Origin of the sequence: Granulibacter bethesdensis, assembly GCF_001889525.1 — a bacterium.
In the GTDB taxonomy this organism is placed as follows: Bacteria; Pseudomonadota; Alphaproteobacteria; order Acetobacterales; family Acetobacteraceae; genus Granulibacter; species Granulibacter bethesdensis_C.
The window spans coordinates 1,794,300-1,811,758 of sequence record NZ_CP018192.1 but is presented as its reverse complement, the minus strand read 5'-3'; the positions used below and the strand labels follow the sequence as shown (position 1 = coordinate 1,811,758).

Sequence of the window (17,459 nt, the reverse complement as noted above, 5' to 3'; positions counted from 1 at the left end):
TCCCCCATAATCGAGACATGAAGAGCGTAATTGTGCGCCAATCGATCTGATAGACAGTGCATTTCAGATATAAATTAATATTTTTTATTATAAGTTATCTGAAATTGAAAAAAACTGGCCAAAATTAACGAATAAGTCTATTTTCCTGGAATGAAATAGCAGTTTCGAGATTCTCGTGTTCCATAACATTAAAAATGTTACAAAATATGTAAGATTTTGGGGATCACATGAGTCCATAAGGTTTCCAAAGACTTCAGTCTGTGTCGACGGTTTTTATTCTAAATCAAGGATTTCCAATGGCTGACATTACTGTTGCTGCGGGTGTTACTTCCACCGGGCTGAATTTGAATGGAAGCGCTGGCAGTGCGAGGCTGGATGTTCTGGGGACTGTCAGTAATACTGTGGCTAATGCACAGGGCTATCTCGTCTATATCACTGTTTCCAGTGGTGGTTCTGCTGTATCGACGACACTCGCTCGGGGATCATACCCCTCCACACAGCTCATCCTGCCTGGCGGCACTGCAACTGGAACCGTTGTTAGCGCGGGCGACGTCCAGGATGTTTCCGGTATCGCTAGTGGCACAGTGCTCGGTATGTACAGCTGGGAGTTTGTTTCGTCAGGCGGTATCGCGAGCGGCACGACGGTCAATGGTGGTGGTCAGCAGCTTGTTTCGTCAGGCGGTATTGCGAGCGACTCGACGGTCACAGGTGGCGGTCAGCAGATTGTTTCCACTGGTGGTATCGCGAGCGGTACGAAGCTCAGTAATGGCGGTCAGCAGATTGTTTCGTCAGGCGGTATCGCGAGCGTCACGACGGTTCTTCAGGGCGGCGGGGAGGTTGTTTCCACTGGCGGTATCGCGAGGGGCACAACGGTTAGTCAGGGCGGCTTTGAGTATATTTTGTCTGGCGGTGTCGCGAGCGGTACGACGCTTCTTTCTGGCGGCATGCAGTTTGTGTCTGGCGGTGGTATCGTCAGTGGAACAGTGTTCAGTTCCGGTGGTAGTCAGGTTCTGCTGAGCGGTGCATCAACGACCGGGACTTCCATTCAGGTGGCTGCGTCGCAGACGGTTTCGTCTGGCGCGACAGCGACTGGAACGATCCTCGCTTCTGGTGGCTCGCAGTTCGTTTCGTCTGGCGGCCGTGCGATCAGCACGGTGGTCAGTCAGGACGGTACGCAGTTTGTGTTGGGAGGCAGTATCTTCAGCGGAACAGTGTTCAGTTCCGGTGGTAGTCAGGTTCTGCTGAGCGGTGCGTCAACGACTGGCACTTCCATTCAGGTGTCTGCGTCGCAGACGGTTTCGTCTGGCGCGACGGCGACGGGAACGATCCTCGCTTCTGGCGGTCAGCAGTTTGTGTCTTCTGGCGGCAGTGCGACTGGAACCGTTCTTGGCGCGGGAGGCGTAGAGGCGGTTGCCGGTATTGCTTCCGGCACTGTGGTCAGCTCTGGCGGCATGGAGTTTGTTTCCTCCGGGGGCATCGCAAATGGCACGCTGATCAGTGCGGGTGGCTCACAGGGTATTCTCGTCCATGGTAGTGCAAATGGGACACAAATCGGTTCTGGCGGAATACAGTCTGTCACTTCCGGTGGTATAGTCAGCGGAACGCAGATCAGCGGCGGCGGCTCTCAAACTCTTGTGTTGGGGGGAACCGCTACATCCACAACAGTAAGTAGTGGAGGCTGGCAATTCGTCAGTTCTGGCGGCGTTGCGGAAGCCAGTGTGGTCAGTGGTGGAACACAGGTTGTTGCGGCAGCTGGCGTGGCGAGTGGCACCAATCTTTTGGGTGGTCAACAGAGAGTTGCCGGGATTGCCTATAATGTCCGGGTTGTCGGTTCTGGCTCCAGTGGTTTGCAAGTCATTTTATCTGGTGGCGTTGCAAGCGGGACGACCCTGACCTCGGGCGGATACCAGGGGATTAGTTACGGCGGTCTGTCGATTAATAACACGATTGACGGCGAAGGGACGATCCTTGTCAATTCAGGTGGTGTACTCAGCGGATCACTTTCTTTCACCGGGACTGGTAGTGGTACCCTGGCTCTTCTGGGCCAGAATTCAATTCTTTCCAATGTGGTAATCAGTGGATTTCAGGGTGATGATTCAATCGACCTTGACAGTGTCACATATAACAGCAGCACCTACATTGATCAGACAAGTCAGTCTGGTGTCATAAAGGTCGTCACGAGTGGTGGTACGAGCTACGCATTTAATTTTGCCAATGATGGTATGGCTGGACGCCGTTTCCTGGTAAGGCAGGGAGACGGAGCCTCTACGGAGATTTATGCAACAAGTGGTCTCCAGCCTGGGCAGACGATTTCGTTTGGTAGCACGACAGTCACCAGCGTGACGGCTGCTTTCGGGTTTAACTCCGGTTATGCTGGTTCTTTCGCCAATCTTGGCGCTGGCAGTGTCAGCGCTGATGGCAAGACCTACAGTGTGACGGGCAGCTCTGCTCAGGTTGCGACGGCGTTGGCGAACCTTGTTGTTCAGCCGGCGGCCAGCGGTGCGTCTCCGACGATGGTGCGTCTGACGTTGTCGAACGAGGCTGCACCGCTTGAGCTGAACCTGAACACGTCGCTGAACCAGTCTCTGGCCGGAGGCTCTAAGGCTGATACGATCATCGGTGGCGCGGGCGCAGATACGCTGGCCAGCGGTTCCGGTGGCGGCATGTTGCAGGCGATTGGCAAGGGCGACATTCTGGTTGGTGGCCGCGGCGCGACGCTGTTCCGTGATGGGGCGGGCTCAGCGACGATCTTTGGCGGTCGGGGTCATGATACGATTGATGCCGCATCTGGTAGCAATATGATCGTAACAGGTCAGGCAGGCAGTACGGTCAATCTTGCTGCTGCCGGGAATGTTGTGTGGAGCTATGGTGCGGATACAGTCTCTGTCACCGATAGCGCGAATACGATTGTTGGTGCTGGCGGCAGTGGGACATATACCATGATCGCCAACAAGATTATCACGACGTTCATTCAGGCAACGGGCGCCAGCACGATTGTTGGTGGTAATGGTGTCTCGACGCTGTTTGGGGTGGGCGGGACAATGGATTATATGTCCAATGGTGGCAGTGACCTGATCGTTGCCGGCACAGGCGGCACGGTCAATCTGTTTGGTGCCGCGGCTGCTGACAAAGGGGGGCTGCTGGCATTTGGCCAGCGGGGTGCAGCGCTGAACTATACGGGGCGTGGTGTTGCAGACACGATCATTGGAGGCACGGGAAGCGTGACCGTTAGCTCCGGCAGCGAAGGTATCTATGCTGGTGGATCTGCTGGTTCGAACATGATTGCCGTGACGGGTGATGGCACGGCGCTGGGTGGTGGCAACGGTGACGTTCTGACTTCTACGGGGAGTGGCAACATTCTGGTTGCGGGCTCTGGGAATGAGACGCTGACGGGTGCTGATGGAAACGGTACAGAGATGTTTGCGGGGACTGGCAATGCGCTGATGATCGGCAGCACGAACAGTTCTGTCGTGGATGCATTTGCGTTTGCCAACGGTCAGGGCGGAGGCTCTGACACGATCAGCGGGTTTACGGTGGGTGTTGATCGTCTGATCCTGAACGGGTTCTCTGGTGCACAGGCTGATGCGTCTTATGCGACGCAGAGTATGGACGGGGCCGGCAACATGCACTTTACGCTGGCGGATAACACGCAGATTACGCTCGTCGGTGTCTCCGCACTCAGCCGAAGCCAGTTTGGATGAGGTGCTGACCGGAGCAATCGCCAATACAGGAAGGGACGCTGGAAATATCCGGCGTCCTTGGATGGTTATAAGATAAAACCCTGTCGATTTTCGGCGGGGTTTTATTGTTTTGACGGCTTGCCGGGGCCTTCGCCCGTGGCTCTGCCCGGGACGGAAACTGTCGCCTTGTGCATGCTCTCCCCCATCATCGAGGCAGGGCGCCCTATTGTGCGCCAACCGATCTGCGGAACAATACGCTTCAGATATAAATTAATGTTTTTTTAGCTAAAAAATGTTAATTTTTAGCTAAAAATCACATGACGATAAAAATCACCTGAAATTGAAAAAACGCTGGCGAAAATCAACGAACGAGGCTAGTCCGTCAGAAAGATAGCATTTTTGAGATTTGTGCGTTTATAAAAGTTGCAGAAGTGTAATATTTTGGAATCGCATAGATCGATAAGGTTTCTAAATACTTCAGTCTGCGCCCCCGCCTTTCACTATAAATCGAGGATCTGCAATGGCCGACATTACTGTCTCTTCGGGTGTTACTTCCACCGGGCTGAATTTGAATGGAGCCCCTGGCAGTGCGACACTGGATGTTCTGGGGACTGCCAGTAATACTGTGGCTCAGGGACAGAACGGTACGGTCTTTGTCACAGTTTCCAGTGGTGGTTCTGCTGTATCGACGACAGTGATTTCGGGATCGTCCTCATCCACACAAGTCATTCTGTCTGGCGGCACTGCGACTGGAACCGTTCTTAGCGCGGGGGGCATAGAGGGGGTTGCCGGTATTGCTTCCGGCACCGTGGTCAGTTCTGGCGGCGGGGAGTTTGTTTCGTCTGGCGGTGTCGCGAGCGGCACGGTTGTCAGTAATGGCGGCTCTGCGGTTGTTTACGCTAGCGGTGTAGCGAGCAGCACTGTTGTCAGTTCTGGCGGTCAGCAGATTGTTTCGTCTGGTGGTGTCGCGCAAGGCACGACGGTCAGTTCTGGCGGCTCGGAGTATGTTTTTTCTGGCGGTGTTGCGAGTGGCACGACGGTCAGTTTGCGCGCTCGGCAGCTTGTATCGTCTGGCGGTGTCGCGAGTGGCACGACGGTCAGTTCTGGCGGTGTGCAGAATGTTTTGTCCGGTGGTGTCGCGAGCGGCACGACGCTCAGTTCTGGCAGTAATCAGGAAGTTTCCGGTGGCGGTGTTGCGAGTGGCACGGTGGTCAGCTCTGGCGGTAAGCAGAATGTTTACTCTGGCGGTGTCGCAAGCGGCACGGTGGTCAGTAATGGCGGCACGGCGGTTGTTTTTTCTGGCGGTGTCGCGAGCGGCACAGCGGTCAGTTCTGGCGGTGGGGAGTTTGTTTCGTCTGGTGGTGTCGCAAGCGGCACGGTTGTCAGTAATGGCGGCACGGCGGTTGTTTTTTCTGGCGGTGTCGCAAGTGGCGCGGTGGTCAGTTCTGGCGGTGTGCAGGATGTTAACTCTGGCGGTGTCGCGAGCGGCACGACGGTCAGCTCTGGCGGTAGGCTAAGTCTTGAGCCTGGCGGTATTGCTTTCGGCACGGTGGTCAGTAATGGCGGCATGGAGGCCGCTGCCTCTGGCGGTGTCGCGAGTGGCACGACGGTCAGTTCTGGCGGTGTGCAGAATGTTTTGTCCGGTGGTGCCGCGAGCGGCACGACGGTCAGTTCTGGTGGTTGGCAGAATGTTTACTCTGGCGGTGTCGCGAGCGGCACGACGGTCAGTTCTGGCGGTGAACAGAATGTTTTGTCCGGTAGTGTCGCGAGCGGCACGACGCTCAGTGCTGGTGGCACGCAGGCTGTTTTGTCTGGTGGCAGTGCGACAAATGCGACGCTTCTCTCTGGCGGCACGCAGTTTGTGTCGGGAGGCGGTATCGTCAGTGGGACCGTGTTCAGTTCCGGTGGTAGTCAGGTTCTTCTGAGCGGCGCGTCGGCGACCGGGACTTCCATTCAGGTGGCTGCGTCGCAGACGGTTTCCTCTGGCGCGACAGCGACGGGAACGATCCTTGCCTCTGGTGGCACGCAGCTTGTGTCGTCTGGGGGTGCCGCGAGCGGCACGGTGGTTAGTGTTGGCGGCTCGGTGGTTGTTTCCACTGGCGGTGTCGCGAGCGGCACGGTGGTTAGTGTTGGCGGCTCGGCGGTTGTTTCCACTGGCGGTGTCGCGAGCGGCACGGTGGTCAGTGCTAGCGGCTCGGCGGTTGTTTTTTCTGGCGGTGTCGCGAGTGGCACGACGGTCAGTTCTTACGGCAGGCAGATTGTTTCCACTGGTGGTATCGCGGAAGGCACAAGGGTCAATTCTGACGGCGTAGAGATTGTTTCCTCTGGCGGTATCGCAAGCGGCACGGTGGTCAGTTCTGCTGGTGTGCAGGATGTTTTGTCTGGCGGTGTCGCAAGCGGTACTGTGGTGAGTTCTGGCGGTGAGCAGTATGTTGAATCTGGTGGTATCGCGAGCGGCACGACGGTCAGTTCTTACGGCAGGCAGGATGTTTACTCTGGCGGTGTCGCAAGCGGCACGACGGTCAGTTCTGGCGGTGTGCAGGAGGTTTACTCTGGTGGTGTCGCGAGCGGCACGACGGTCAGTAATGGCGGCACGGAGATTGTTTCCGGTATCGCAAGCGGCACGACGGTCAGTGCTGGAGGTTGGCAGAATGTTTCCACTGGCGGTGTCGCAAGTGGCACGGTGGTCAGTTCTGGCGGTGAGCAGGATGTTATGTCCGGTGGCAGCGCGACAAATGCGACGCTTCTCTCTGGTGGCACCCAGTTTGTGTTGATGGGCGGTATCGTCAGCGGAACAGTGTTCAGTTCCGGTGGTAGTCAGGTTCTTCTGAGCGGCGCGTCAACGACCGGGACTTCCATTGAGGTGATTGCGTCGCAGACTGTTTCGTCTGGCGCGACAGCGACGGGAACGATCCTCGCTTCTGGCGGTCAGCAGCTTGTGTCGTCTGGCGGCACTACGATCAGCACGGTGGTCAGTCAGGGCGGTTTGCAGGATGTTTTTGCAGGCGGTATCGCGAGCGGCGCGACGGTCAGTTCTGGCGGCTATGAGTTTATTTCATCTGGCGGTTCCGCGCTCGGCACGACGGTTAGTCAGGGTGGCTCGGCGGTTGTTTTGTCTGGCGGCACTGCGATCAGCACGGTGGTCAGTTCTGGTGGCACGGAGATTGTTTTCGGTATAGCGAGCGGCACGACGGTTAGTCAGGGCGGCACGGCGGTTGTTTCGTCTGGCGGCAGTGTGATTAGCGCGGTGGCCAGTTCTGGCGGTCAGGCGTTTGTTTTCGGTATAGCGAGCAGCACGACGGTCAGTTCTGGCGGTCAGCAGTATGTTGAATCTGGCGGCAGTGCGATCAGCACGGTGGTCAGTTCTGGTGGCACGGAGATTGTTTCATCTGGTGGTACCGCGAGTGGTACGACGCTCAGTGCTGGCGGCACGCAGTTTGTGTCGGCAGGTGGTATCGTCAGCGGAACAGTGTTCAGTTCCGGTGGTAGTCAGGTTCTGTTGAGCGGTGCGTCGACGACCGGGACTTCCATTCAGGTGTCTGCGGCGCAGACGGTTTCCTCTGGCGCGACAGCGACGGGAACGATCCTTGCCTCTGGTGGCGCACAGGCTATTCTGTCTGGCGGCACTGCGACTGGAACCGTTCTTAGCGCGGGGGGCGTAGAGGCGGTTACCGGTATTGCTTCCGGCACAGTGGTCCTTGATGGCGGCACGGAGGCCGTTGCCTCTGGCGGTGTGGCGAGTGGCACGACGGTCAGTTCTGGTGGTTGGCAGTATGTTGCCTCTGGCGGTATCGCGAGCGGCACGACGGTCAGTTCTGGCGGTGTGCAGGATATTATGTCCGGTGGTGTCGCGAGCGGCACGATGGTCAGTTCTGGCGGTCAGCAGTATGTTGAATCTGGCGGTATCGCGAGCGGCACGACGGTCAGTTCTGGCGGTGTGCAGGATATTATGTCCGGTGGTGTCGCGAGCGGCACGATGGTCAGTTCTGGCGGTCAGCAGTATGTTGAATCTGGTGGTATCGCGAGCGGCACAACGGTCAGTGGTTCTGGTGCTGCCGAGAATGTTTTGTCGGGTGGCAGTGCGACAAATGTGACGCTCCTCTCTGGTGGCACGCAGTTTGTGTCGGCAGGTGGTATCGTCAGCGGAACAGTGTTCAGTTCCGGTGGTAGTCAGGTTCTGTTGAGCGGTGCGTCGACGACCGGGACTTCCATTCAGGTGTCTGCATCGCAGACTGTTTCCTCTGGCGCGACAGCGACGGGAACGATCCTTGCCTCTGGCGGTGAGCAGACTGTTTCGTCTGGCGGTGCCGCGAGTGGCACGACGCTTCTCTCTGGTGGCACGCAGTTTGTGTCGGCAGGTGGTATCGTCATCGGAACAGTGTTCAGTTCCGGTGGCAGTCAGGTTCTGTTGAGCGGTGCGTCGACGACCGGGACTTCCATTCAGGTGGCTGCGTCGCAGACGGTTTCCTCTGGTGCGACAGCGACGGGAACGATCCTTGCCTCTGGCGGTGAGCAGTTCGTGTCGTCTGGCGGTGTGGCGAGTGGCACAACGCTCAGTTCTGGTGGTTGGCAGTATGCTGTGTCCGGTGGTGTTGCGAGTGGCACGGTGGTCAGTTCTGGCGGTGAGCAGGCTGTTGTGTCCGGTGGTGTGGCGAGCGGCACGGTGGTCAGTTCTGGCGGTGAGCAGGATGTTATGTCCGGTGGCAGCGCGACAAATGCGACGCTTCTCTCTGGTGGCACCCAGTTTGTGTTGATGGGCGGTATCGTCAGCGGAACAGTGTTCAGTTCCGGTGGTAGTCAGGTTCTTCTGAGCGGCGCGTCAACGACCGGGACTTCCATTCAGGTGGCTGCGTCGCAGACTGTTTCCTCTGGCGCGACAGCGATGGGAACGATCCTCGCTTCTGGCGGTGAGCAGCTTGTGTCGTCTGGCGGCAGTGCGATCAGCACGGTGGTCAGCTATAGCGGCACGCAGTTCGTGTCGTCTGGCGGCACTGCGATCAGCACGGCGATCAGTTATAGCGGCACGGAGTATGTTGCCTCTGGCGGTGTCGCGAGTGGCACGACGGTCAGTTATAGAGGCACGGAGTATGTTGCGTCCGGTGGTGTCGCAAGCGGTACGACGGTTGGCTATGGCGGCACGGAGTATGTTGCCTCTGGCGGTATCGTGAACGGTACGACGGTCAGTGATGGCGGCACGGAGTATGTTGCTGCTGGTGGTGTCGCGAGCGGCACGATGGTCAGTAATGGCGGCACGGAGTATGTTTACTCTAGCGGTGTTGCGAGCGGCACGGTCGTCAGTTCTGGCGGTAAGCAGAATGTTATGTCCGGTGGCAGCGCGACAAATGCGACGCTTCTCTCTGGTGGCACCCAGTTTGTGTTGATGGGCGGTATCGTCAGCGGAACAGTGTTCAGTTCCGGTGGTAGTCAGGTTCTTCTGAGCGGCGCGTCAACGACCGGGACTTCCATTCAGGTGGCTGCGTCGCAGACTGTTTCCTCTGGCGCGACAGCGACGGGAACGATCCTTGCCTCTGGCGGTGAGCAGCTTGTGTCGTCTGGCGGTATTGCGAGTGGTGCGACGCTCAGTGCTGGCGGCACGCAGTTTGTGTCGGCAGGTGGTATCGTCAGTGGGACCGTGTTCAGTTCCGGTGGTAGTCAGGTTCTGTTGAGCGGTGCGTCCACGACCGGGACTTCCATTCAGGTGTCTGCATCGCAGACTGTTTCCTCTGGCGCGACAGCGACGGGAACGATCCTTGCCTCTGGCGGTGAGCAGCTTGTGTCGTCTGGTGGTATTGCGAGTGGTACGACGCTCAGTGCTGGCGGCACGCAGTTTGTGTCGGCAGGTGGTATCGTCAGCGGAACAGTGTTCAGTTCCGGTGGTAGTCAGGTTCTGTTGAGCGGCGCGTCGACGACCGGGACTTCCATTCAGGTGTCTGCATCGCAGACGGTTTCCTCTGGCGCGACAGCGACGGGAACGATCCTTGCCTCTGGCGGTGAGCAGACTGTTTCGTCTGGCGGTGCCGCGAGTGGCACGACGGTCAGTGCTGGTGGCATCCAGTTTGTGTCGGCAGGTGGTATCGTCAGCGGAACAGTGTTCAGTTCCGGTGGTAGTCAGGTTCTGTTGAGCGGTGCGTCGACGACCGGGACTTCCATTCAGGTGTCTGCGGCGCAGACGGTTTCCTCTGGCGCGACAGCGACGGGAACGATCCTTGCCTCTGGTGGCGCACAGGCCATTCTGTCTGGCGGCACTGCGACTGGAACCGTTCTTAGCACGGGGGGCGTAGAGGCGGTTACCGGTATTGCTTCCGGCACAGTGGTCCTTGATGGCGGCACGGAGGCCGTTGCCTCTGGCGGTGTGGCGAGTGGCACGACGGTCAGTTCTGGTGGTTGGCAGTATGTTGCCTCTGGCGGTATCGCGAGCGGCACGACGGTCAGTTCTGGCGGTGTGCAGGATATTATGTCCGGTGGTGTCGCGAGCGGCACGATGGTCAGTTCTGGCGGTCAGCAGTATGTTGAATCTGGTGGTATCGCGAGCGGCACAACGGTCAGTGGTTCTGGTGCTGCCGAGAATGTTTTGTCGGGTGGCAGTGCGACAAATGTGACGCTCCTCTCTGGTGGCACGCAGTTTGTGTCGGCAGGTGGTATCGTCAGCGGAACAGTGTTCAGTTCCGGTGGTAGTCAGGTTCTGTTGAGCGGTGCGTCGACGACCGGGACTTCCATTCAGGTGTCTGCATCGCAGACTGTTTCCTCTGGCGCGACAGCGACGGGAACGATCCTTGCCTCTGGCGGTGAGCAGACTGTTTCGTCTGGCGGTGCCGCGAGTGGCACGACGCTTCTCTCTGGTGGCACGCAGTTTGTGTCGGCAGGTGGTATCGTCATCGGAACAGTGTTCAGTTCCGGTGGCAGTCAGGTTCTGTTGAGCGGTGCGTCGACGACCGGGACTTCCATTCAGGTGGCTGCGTCGCAGACGGTTTCCTCTGGTGCGACAGCGATGGGAACGATCCTTGCCTCTGGCGGTGAGCAGTTCGTGTCGTCTGGCGGTGTGGCGAGTGGCACAACGCTCAGTTCTGGTGGTTGGCAGTATGTTGTGTCCGGTGGTGTTGCGAGTGGCACGGTGGTCAGTTCTGGCGGTGAGCAGGCTGTTGTGTCCGGTGGTGTGGCGAGCGGCACGGTGGTCAGTTCTGGCGGTGAGCAGGATGTTATGTCCGGTGGCAGCGCGACAAATGCGACGCTTCTCTCTGGTGGCACCCAGTTTGTGTTGATGGGCGGTATCGTCAGCGGAACAGTGTTCAGTTCCGGTGGTAGTCAGGTTCTTCTGAGCGGCGCGTCAACGACCGGGACTTCTATTCAGGTGGCTGCGTCGCAGACTGTTTCCTCTGGCGCGACAGCGATGGGAACGATCCTCGCTTCTGGCGGTGAGCAGCTTGTGTCGTCTGGCGGCACAGTGATTGGAACCGTTCTTAGCGCAGGAGGTATAGAGGGGGTTGCCGGTATTGCTTCCGGCACAGTGGTCCTTGATGGCGGTGCGGAGGCTGTTGCCTCTGGCGGTGTGGCGAGTGGCACGACGGTCAGTTCTGGTGGTTGGCAGTTTGTTGCCTCTGGTGGTATCGCGAGCGGCACGGTGGTCAATAATGGCGGCACGCAGTTTGTGTCGGGTGGCGCCATCATCAGCGGGACAGTGTTCAGTTCCGGTGGTAGTCAGGTTCTGTTGAGCGGTGCGTCAACGACCGGGACTTCTATTCAGGTGGCTGCGTCGCAGACGGTTTCCGCTGGCGCGGCAGCGACGGGAACGATCCTCGCTTCTGGTGGCTCGCAGTTTGTGTCGGGTGGCGGCATTGCGATCAGTACAGTGGTCAGCTCTGGCGGTATGCAGACGGTTTCGTCTGGCGGTGCCGCGAGCGGCACGGTGGTCAGTCTGAGCGGTGATATGGTGTTGCTCAGCGGCGGTGTTGTGCAGTCTGCCGTTTTGTCAGGTGGTAACTTGACAATTTCTTCCGGCGCCAGGGTATCCGGTGTTGCTATCGAGAATCAGGCCAGCGACCTGATCGTTTCTTCCGGTGGCTCCACGATCGGCACGCTGCTGAACAATGGCACGATGATTGTGCAGACTGGTGCATCGGTATCTGGCACCCGGATGACTACCAATGGTGATCTGTATCTGAGGGGCGGCACGGCAAGCGGCACGGTGCTGATCGGCGGCAATGAATTCATCAGCAGCGGAGGTATCGCCTCCGGCACGGTACTGTCGGGTGGAAGCGAGAGTGTTTATTCGGGTGGTATCGCGATTGGCACGGTGGTCAGCTCGGGCAGCCAGTTCGTGGATGCGGGCGGTGTCGCGAGTGGTACCGTGTTGCAGGGTACGCTGCAGACTTTGGGTGGCCTGGCGTATAATGCACAAGTGACCGGTAGCGGTGCGTTGCAAAGCATCCAGTCCGGCGGCGTTGCCAGTGGGACGGTTGTGACCTCTGGTGGCGGGCAGTTGATCCAGGCTGGCGGTGTTGCGGTGAATGACGTGATTGCCGGTAACGGGACGATCACTGTCAGTAGTGGTGGCGTACTCAGTGGTTCCCTGACTTTCTCGGGCGTTGGCAGCGGAACGCTTGTCATCGGTGACAACGGCGCTGTCGTCTCCGGTGTTGTGATCAGCGGTTTCCAGAGTGACGACCAGATTGATCTGAATCGTCTCGCCTATGGCAGTGAGACCTATGTCGAGCAGACTGGCCAGGTCGGTGCTGTCAACATCATGACAGGCAGCGGCAGCTACAGCCTGAATTTTGCGAATGACGGAGGGAGTAATCGCGTCTTCCTTGCGAAGCAGGGTGCGAATGGCTCCACTGTGCTTTATACAACGGGCGGCCTCCTGCCTGCGCAAAGCGTATCTCTTGCTGGCACGGCCTCCAGCGTGACGGCTGATTTCGGCTTTGATGCTGCTTACACCGGGAGCTATGCGAATCTTGGTGCTGGTGAAGTCAGCACGGATGGCAAAACATACAGCGTGACGGGTACATCCGCTGAAGTATCAACGGCGTTGCACAACCTTGTCTTCCAGCCGACCGGTGGCACTTCTCCGACAACGGTAAAGCTGGTGCTTTCAAACGAGGCAGCTCCGGTTGTACTGCAGCTGAACACGACGCTGAACCAGTATCTTGCTGGTGGCGCGAAGGCGGACACGATCATTGGTGGTTCTGGCCATGACACTCTGGCCAGCGGTTCTGGTGGTGGTGTGCTACAAGCGGCTGGCAATGGTGATCTTCTGCTTGGAGGCAAAGGCTCGACGTCGTTCTATGATGGTGCTGGTGCGGCGACGATCTTCGGGGGGCGTGGTCATGATACGATCCATGCGACTGCCGGCCATGACCTGATCTTGACAGGCCAGGGAGGTTCGACCGTCACGCTGAGCGGTCATGGCAGCTCTCTGTGGAGCTATGGGGCGGACAATGTCGCAGTTTTTGCCGGCGCGAACACGGTGATTGGTGCGGGTGGTTCGAACGCGACGATCTCTGGCGGGTCTTCGGGTGTGATGTTCATTGGCGCGGGCGGTGCCAGCACCATTCTGGGTGGCGATGGCGCCTCGACGCTGTTCGGCACGGCTGGCAACCTGACCTACGCGGCCGGAAATGGCAGCGGTTTTGTCGTGACGGGTGCCGGCAGCACGGCCAATCTGTTCGGGAGTGCGGCTGGCGGCCTTCTGGCGTTTGGTCAGAGCGGTGCGACGCTGTTCTACACGGGTGGCGGTGGCGCCGACACGATCCAGGGCGGCAATGGCAGCATCGTGGTGAATAACGGGATCAACGGCACGTATTTTGGTGGAACTGCGGGCTCGAACCAGATCTCTGTTGCTGGTCACAGCCTTGTGTTTGGCGGAGGGAATGGTGATGTTCTGACCGCGACGGGGGCGGGAAATGTGTTGCAGGCCGGCGGCGGCAACACGACGCTGAATGGTGGCGGTGCTGATGGCACTGTGATGTTCGCTGGGACCGGCAATGATCTGATGATTGGGAGCACGAATAAGGCGTCGGTTGATATTTTTGCCTTTGCCAATGGTCAGGTTGGCGGCTCCGACACGATCAGCGGGTTTACGGCGGGTGTTGATCGTCTGATCCTGAACGGGTTCTCCGGTGCTCAGGCGGATGCATCTTATGCCACGCAGAGCGTGGATGGGTCCGGCAACATGCACTTTACGCTGACGGATAATACGCAGATCACGCTCGTCGGCGTCTCCGCACTCAGCCGGAGCCAGTTCGGATAAGGCTAGCCTGAAACGATTATTGGTTAGCGAGGGGAAACGGAAGAAGTCCGTTTCCCCTTTTTTTATGTGAGCGATCCCAGCCCATACTTAAACCTATGGAAAGCACTGGTTTATAGTTGATTAATTTCAGATGTATATGTATGTATTTTCTTTCTTAATGGATGACTTCAATATTATAATAAAAAACATCTGCGTTAGTTAATATGAAATTAGTATATTAATTTAATATTAATATTTAGAGCGGAGTAAATAAATGTCCGTTATCGATATTGCTTCTGGCATAACATCGACAGGTCTCGTTCTGGGTATCCCTGGCGGACAATATGATTCTGCTACGGTGGAGGGCACCGTTATCAGCAGCATCGTCAAGAGTGCTGGTCTCATCGTGGTCTCGAACGGGGGGAATGCGAATGGCACTGTGATCAGCACAGGCGGTGCCTTGACAATCAGCAATGGGGGTACGGCCACTGCTACAGTCGTCAGGACCGGTGGCACTGAGACTGTCTATGCAGGTGGAACGGATAGTGGGGCGACAGTCAGCAATGGCGGTACCCAGATTATCTCATCCGGTGGCACAGTCAGTGACACGGCGCTGAAATCCGGCGGCATTCAAATTGTATATGCAGCCGGCAGCACCGTTAACGTAACGGTCAGTCGGGGGGCAACGCAGTTCGTGTCATCTGGTGGAGAAACCAGCAGCACGGAAATCGCAAGCGGTGGAATCCAGACGATTTATGATGGCGGCCTTGATGATGGTGTCTCGGTCGACAGTGGTGCCATCCAGAATATTTCTTCTGGCGGGATGGCAGTTAGCGGAACTGTTAGTGGTATCCAGAATATTTTTTCTGGCGGCAATACCAGCAATATGGGACTGATCAGTGGCAGTATCCAAAATATTTCTTCGGGCGGTAGTGCTTCCAACATTCTGGTGGCAGGTACCCAGAATGTCTATGCAGGCGGCAGCTCTATCAGTGCTTCCATCAATGGCATTCAGAATATTTATTCCGGTGGCATTGTCAGCGATGTGCTGATTACGTATGGCGGCAGCCAGAATATCTATGACGGTGCGGTGCTTGTAGGAGCCGCGGTCAATTATAATGCAAACCAGAACGTCCTGTCTGGAGGAAGCGCTTTAAGCGCAATCATCAGCGGAGGTACCCAGACCATCCTGTCTGCAGGGTCCGTGACCAGCACGACAGTTTTCAGTGGTGGAACACAGTTTGTTTCCTCTGGTGGAAATGCCAGTCTGACACAGGTCAGTGCGAACGGACTACAAACAGTTCTGTCCGGTGGATCTGTTGTCAGCACGACGGTTGCAGACGGTGGAACCCAGTCTGTGTCAGGTGGAGGTATTGCAAGTCTGACGGTGATCAGTTCCGGCGGTCTGCAGGCTGTTCTGTCCGGTGGATCTGTCGTCAGCACGATGCTTTCCGCTTCAGCAATCCAGACCCTCTCTTCAGGCGGCACTGCAACAGGTACAATAGTCAGTTCCGATGCGACCCAGATCATCAGCGCAGGCGGGGTTGCCAGCGGCACAACCATTAGTACGGGTGGTATTCAGACTGTGGCGGGTGTTGCGGTGGATGATGTCATTGCCGGAAATGGTTCGGCCGTCATCCTGAGGGGAGGGAGCTTGAGCGGCTCATTGACCTTCAGCAGTGCTGGCAGTGGAACATTGCTGATTACAGATTTTCGTTCAGTTATTTCCGGAGCGGTCATCAGCGGGTTCCAGAGTGATGACCAGATTGATCTGGACTGGCTTCAGTACAGCAATAACACGACTGTTACGCAGTCTGGTAATACGGTGACTGTGGCCAACAGCTATGGCCATTATGTCCTGACCTTTGACAATGCGGCGGCACTTTTGGCGAAGGCGGATGCGGACGGCAGTACCCTTCTGTATGTGGCCGATTACAGTCAACTGCCGAAGCAGGTCAGTGTGAGTGGTGCTTCCTCCAGTGGAACCATGACGGCTTCATTTGGATTTAATGCAGCCTATACAGGAACTTACTCAAATCTTGGTAGTGGCACGGTCAGTGCAGATGGCAGCACATACACGATCGCTGGCACCACAGAAGAAGTATTTAGCTCTTTTCAGAATCTTGTTTTCCAGCCTTCCTCTTCCACTACTGCACCGTCTTTTGTCCAGGTCGTACTGAAAAGCGAAACAGCGCCGGTTGTATTGCAGATCAACACAACGCTGAACCAGTATTTGGCAGGTGGTGCAGCGGCGGATACGATCATTGGCAGTTCTGGTGCAGATACTCTGGTCAGCGGTTCTGGTGGTGGTGTGCTGCAGGCGGTTGGCAAGGGTGACCTGCTGATCGGTGGCAGGGGCTCGACGTTGTTCCATGATGGTGCTGGTTCGGCGACGATCTTTGGGGGGCGTGGTCACGATACGATTGACGCTGCGGCGGGCAGCAACCTGATTGTAACCGGGGCTGGCGGTTCCACTGTTGATCTGGACAGTCAGGGCAACTCTCTGTGGAGCTATGGAGCGGATAATGTTGCGGTTGTTGCCGGTGCGAACACGGTGATTGGTGCGGGTGGCTCGAACGCGACGATCTCTGGCGGGTCTTCGGGTGTGACGTTCATTGGCGCGGGCGGTGCCAGCACCATTCTGGGTGGCGATGGTGCCTCGACGTTGTTCGGCACGGCTGGCAACCTGACCTACGCGGCCGGGAATGGCGGCGGTTTTATCGTGACGGGTGCCGGCAGCACGGCCAATCTGTTCGGCAGTACGGCTGGCGGCCTTCTGGCGTTTGGTCAGAGCGGTGCGACGCTGTTCTACACGGGTGGCGGTGGCGCCGACACGATCCAGGGCGGCAATGGCAGCATCGTGGTGAATAACGGGATCAACGGCACGTATTTTGGTGGGAGTGCGGGCTCGAACCAGATCTCTGTTGCTGGATACAGCCTTGTGTTTGGCGGAGGGAATGGTGATGTTCTGACCGCGACGGGGACGGGGAATGTGTTGCAGGCCGGCGGCGGCAACACGACGCTGAATGGTGGCGGTGCTGATGGCACTGTGATGTTCGCGGGGACCGGCAATGATATGATGATCGGCAGCGCGAGTAGGGCGGCAGTTGATATCTTTGCCTTTACCAATGGTCAGGCTGGAGGCTCTGACACAATCAGCGGTTTCACGGCTGGCGTGGATCGTTTGATCCTGAACGGTTTCTCCGGTGCGCAGGCGGATGCATCCTACGCGACGCAGAGCGTGGACGGGTCCGGCAGCATGCACTTCACCTTGACCGATAACACGCAGATCATGTTGGCAGGTGTCTCTTCCCTCAGCCGAAGCGAATTTGGCTAAGGAATATAATTTCACTTTCCATTTTACTGCAGGGAAAGGTCGCTGATATGTGATCTATCAGACGCCGTAGCCGTTTCTGGCTACGGCGTTTTTTTCTGAAAACAGTATTTGATATTTAAAAATCGCATTTTATGCTGATTTTATTATGATATCGTGTTACAGAAAAAAGTTCTACTATAAATTGCCTCACAATAAAGAATATTAAATTTAACAATAA

At 57.2% G+C, this 17,459-nt stretch carries 3 protein-coding genes; all 3 read left to right on the top strand.

Annotation, left to right across the window (positions count from 1 at the left end):
- Nucleotides 1–296 precede the first annotated feature (296 nt).
- The 3 genes from GbCGDNIH6_RS08130 (at nucleotide 297) to GbCGDNIH6_RS08120 (ending at nucleotide 17,242) form a co-directional block, all read left to right on the top strand.
- On the top strand, nucleotides 297–3,701 hold the full coding sequence (locus tag GbCGDNIH6_RS08130; protein WP_072563521.1) for an AIDA repeat-containing protein: 3,405 nt from the start codon (nucleotides 297–299) through the stop codon (nucleotides 3,699–3,701).
- Nucleotides 3,702–4,200: 499 nt separating this feature from the next.
- Nucleotides 4,201–13,926, top strand: coding sequence for an AIDA repeat-containing protein (locus GbCGDNIH6_RS12270; protein ID WP_072563520.1), 9,726 nt, complete (start codon nucleotides 4,201–4,203; stop codon nucleotides 13,924–13,926).
- Nucleotides 13,927–14,179: 253 nt separating this feature from the next.
- Complete coding sequence (locus GbCGDNIH6_RS08120; protein ID WP_072563519.1) at nucleotides 14,180–17,242, top strand: AIDA repeat-containing protein; 3,063 nt, start codon at nucleotides 14,180–14,182, stop codon at nucleotides 17,240–17,242.
- Nucleotides 17,243–17,459: the final 217 nt, after the last annotated feature.

What these genes read in the sequence shown, in the direction of transcription:
- GbCGDNIH6_RS08130 (WP_072563521.1), top strand. Translation starts at nt 297, where the DNA reads ATGGCTGACATTACTGTTGCTGCGGGTGTTACTTCCACCGGGCTGAAT.
- GbCGDNIH6_RS12270 (WP_072563520.1), top strand. Translation starts at nt 4,201, where the DNA reads ATGGCCGACATTACTGTCTCTTCGGGTGTTACTTCCACCGGGCTGAAT.
- GbCGDNIH6_RS08120 (WP_072563519.1), top strand. Translation starts at nt 14,180, where the DNA reads ATGTCCGTTATCGATATTGCTTCTGGCATAACATCGACAGGTCTCGTT.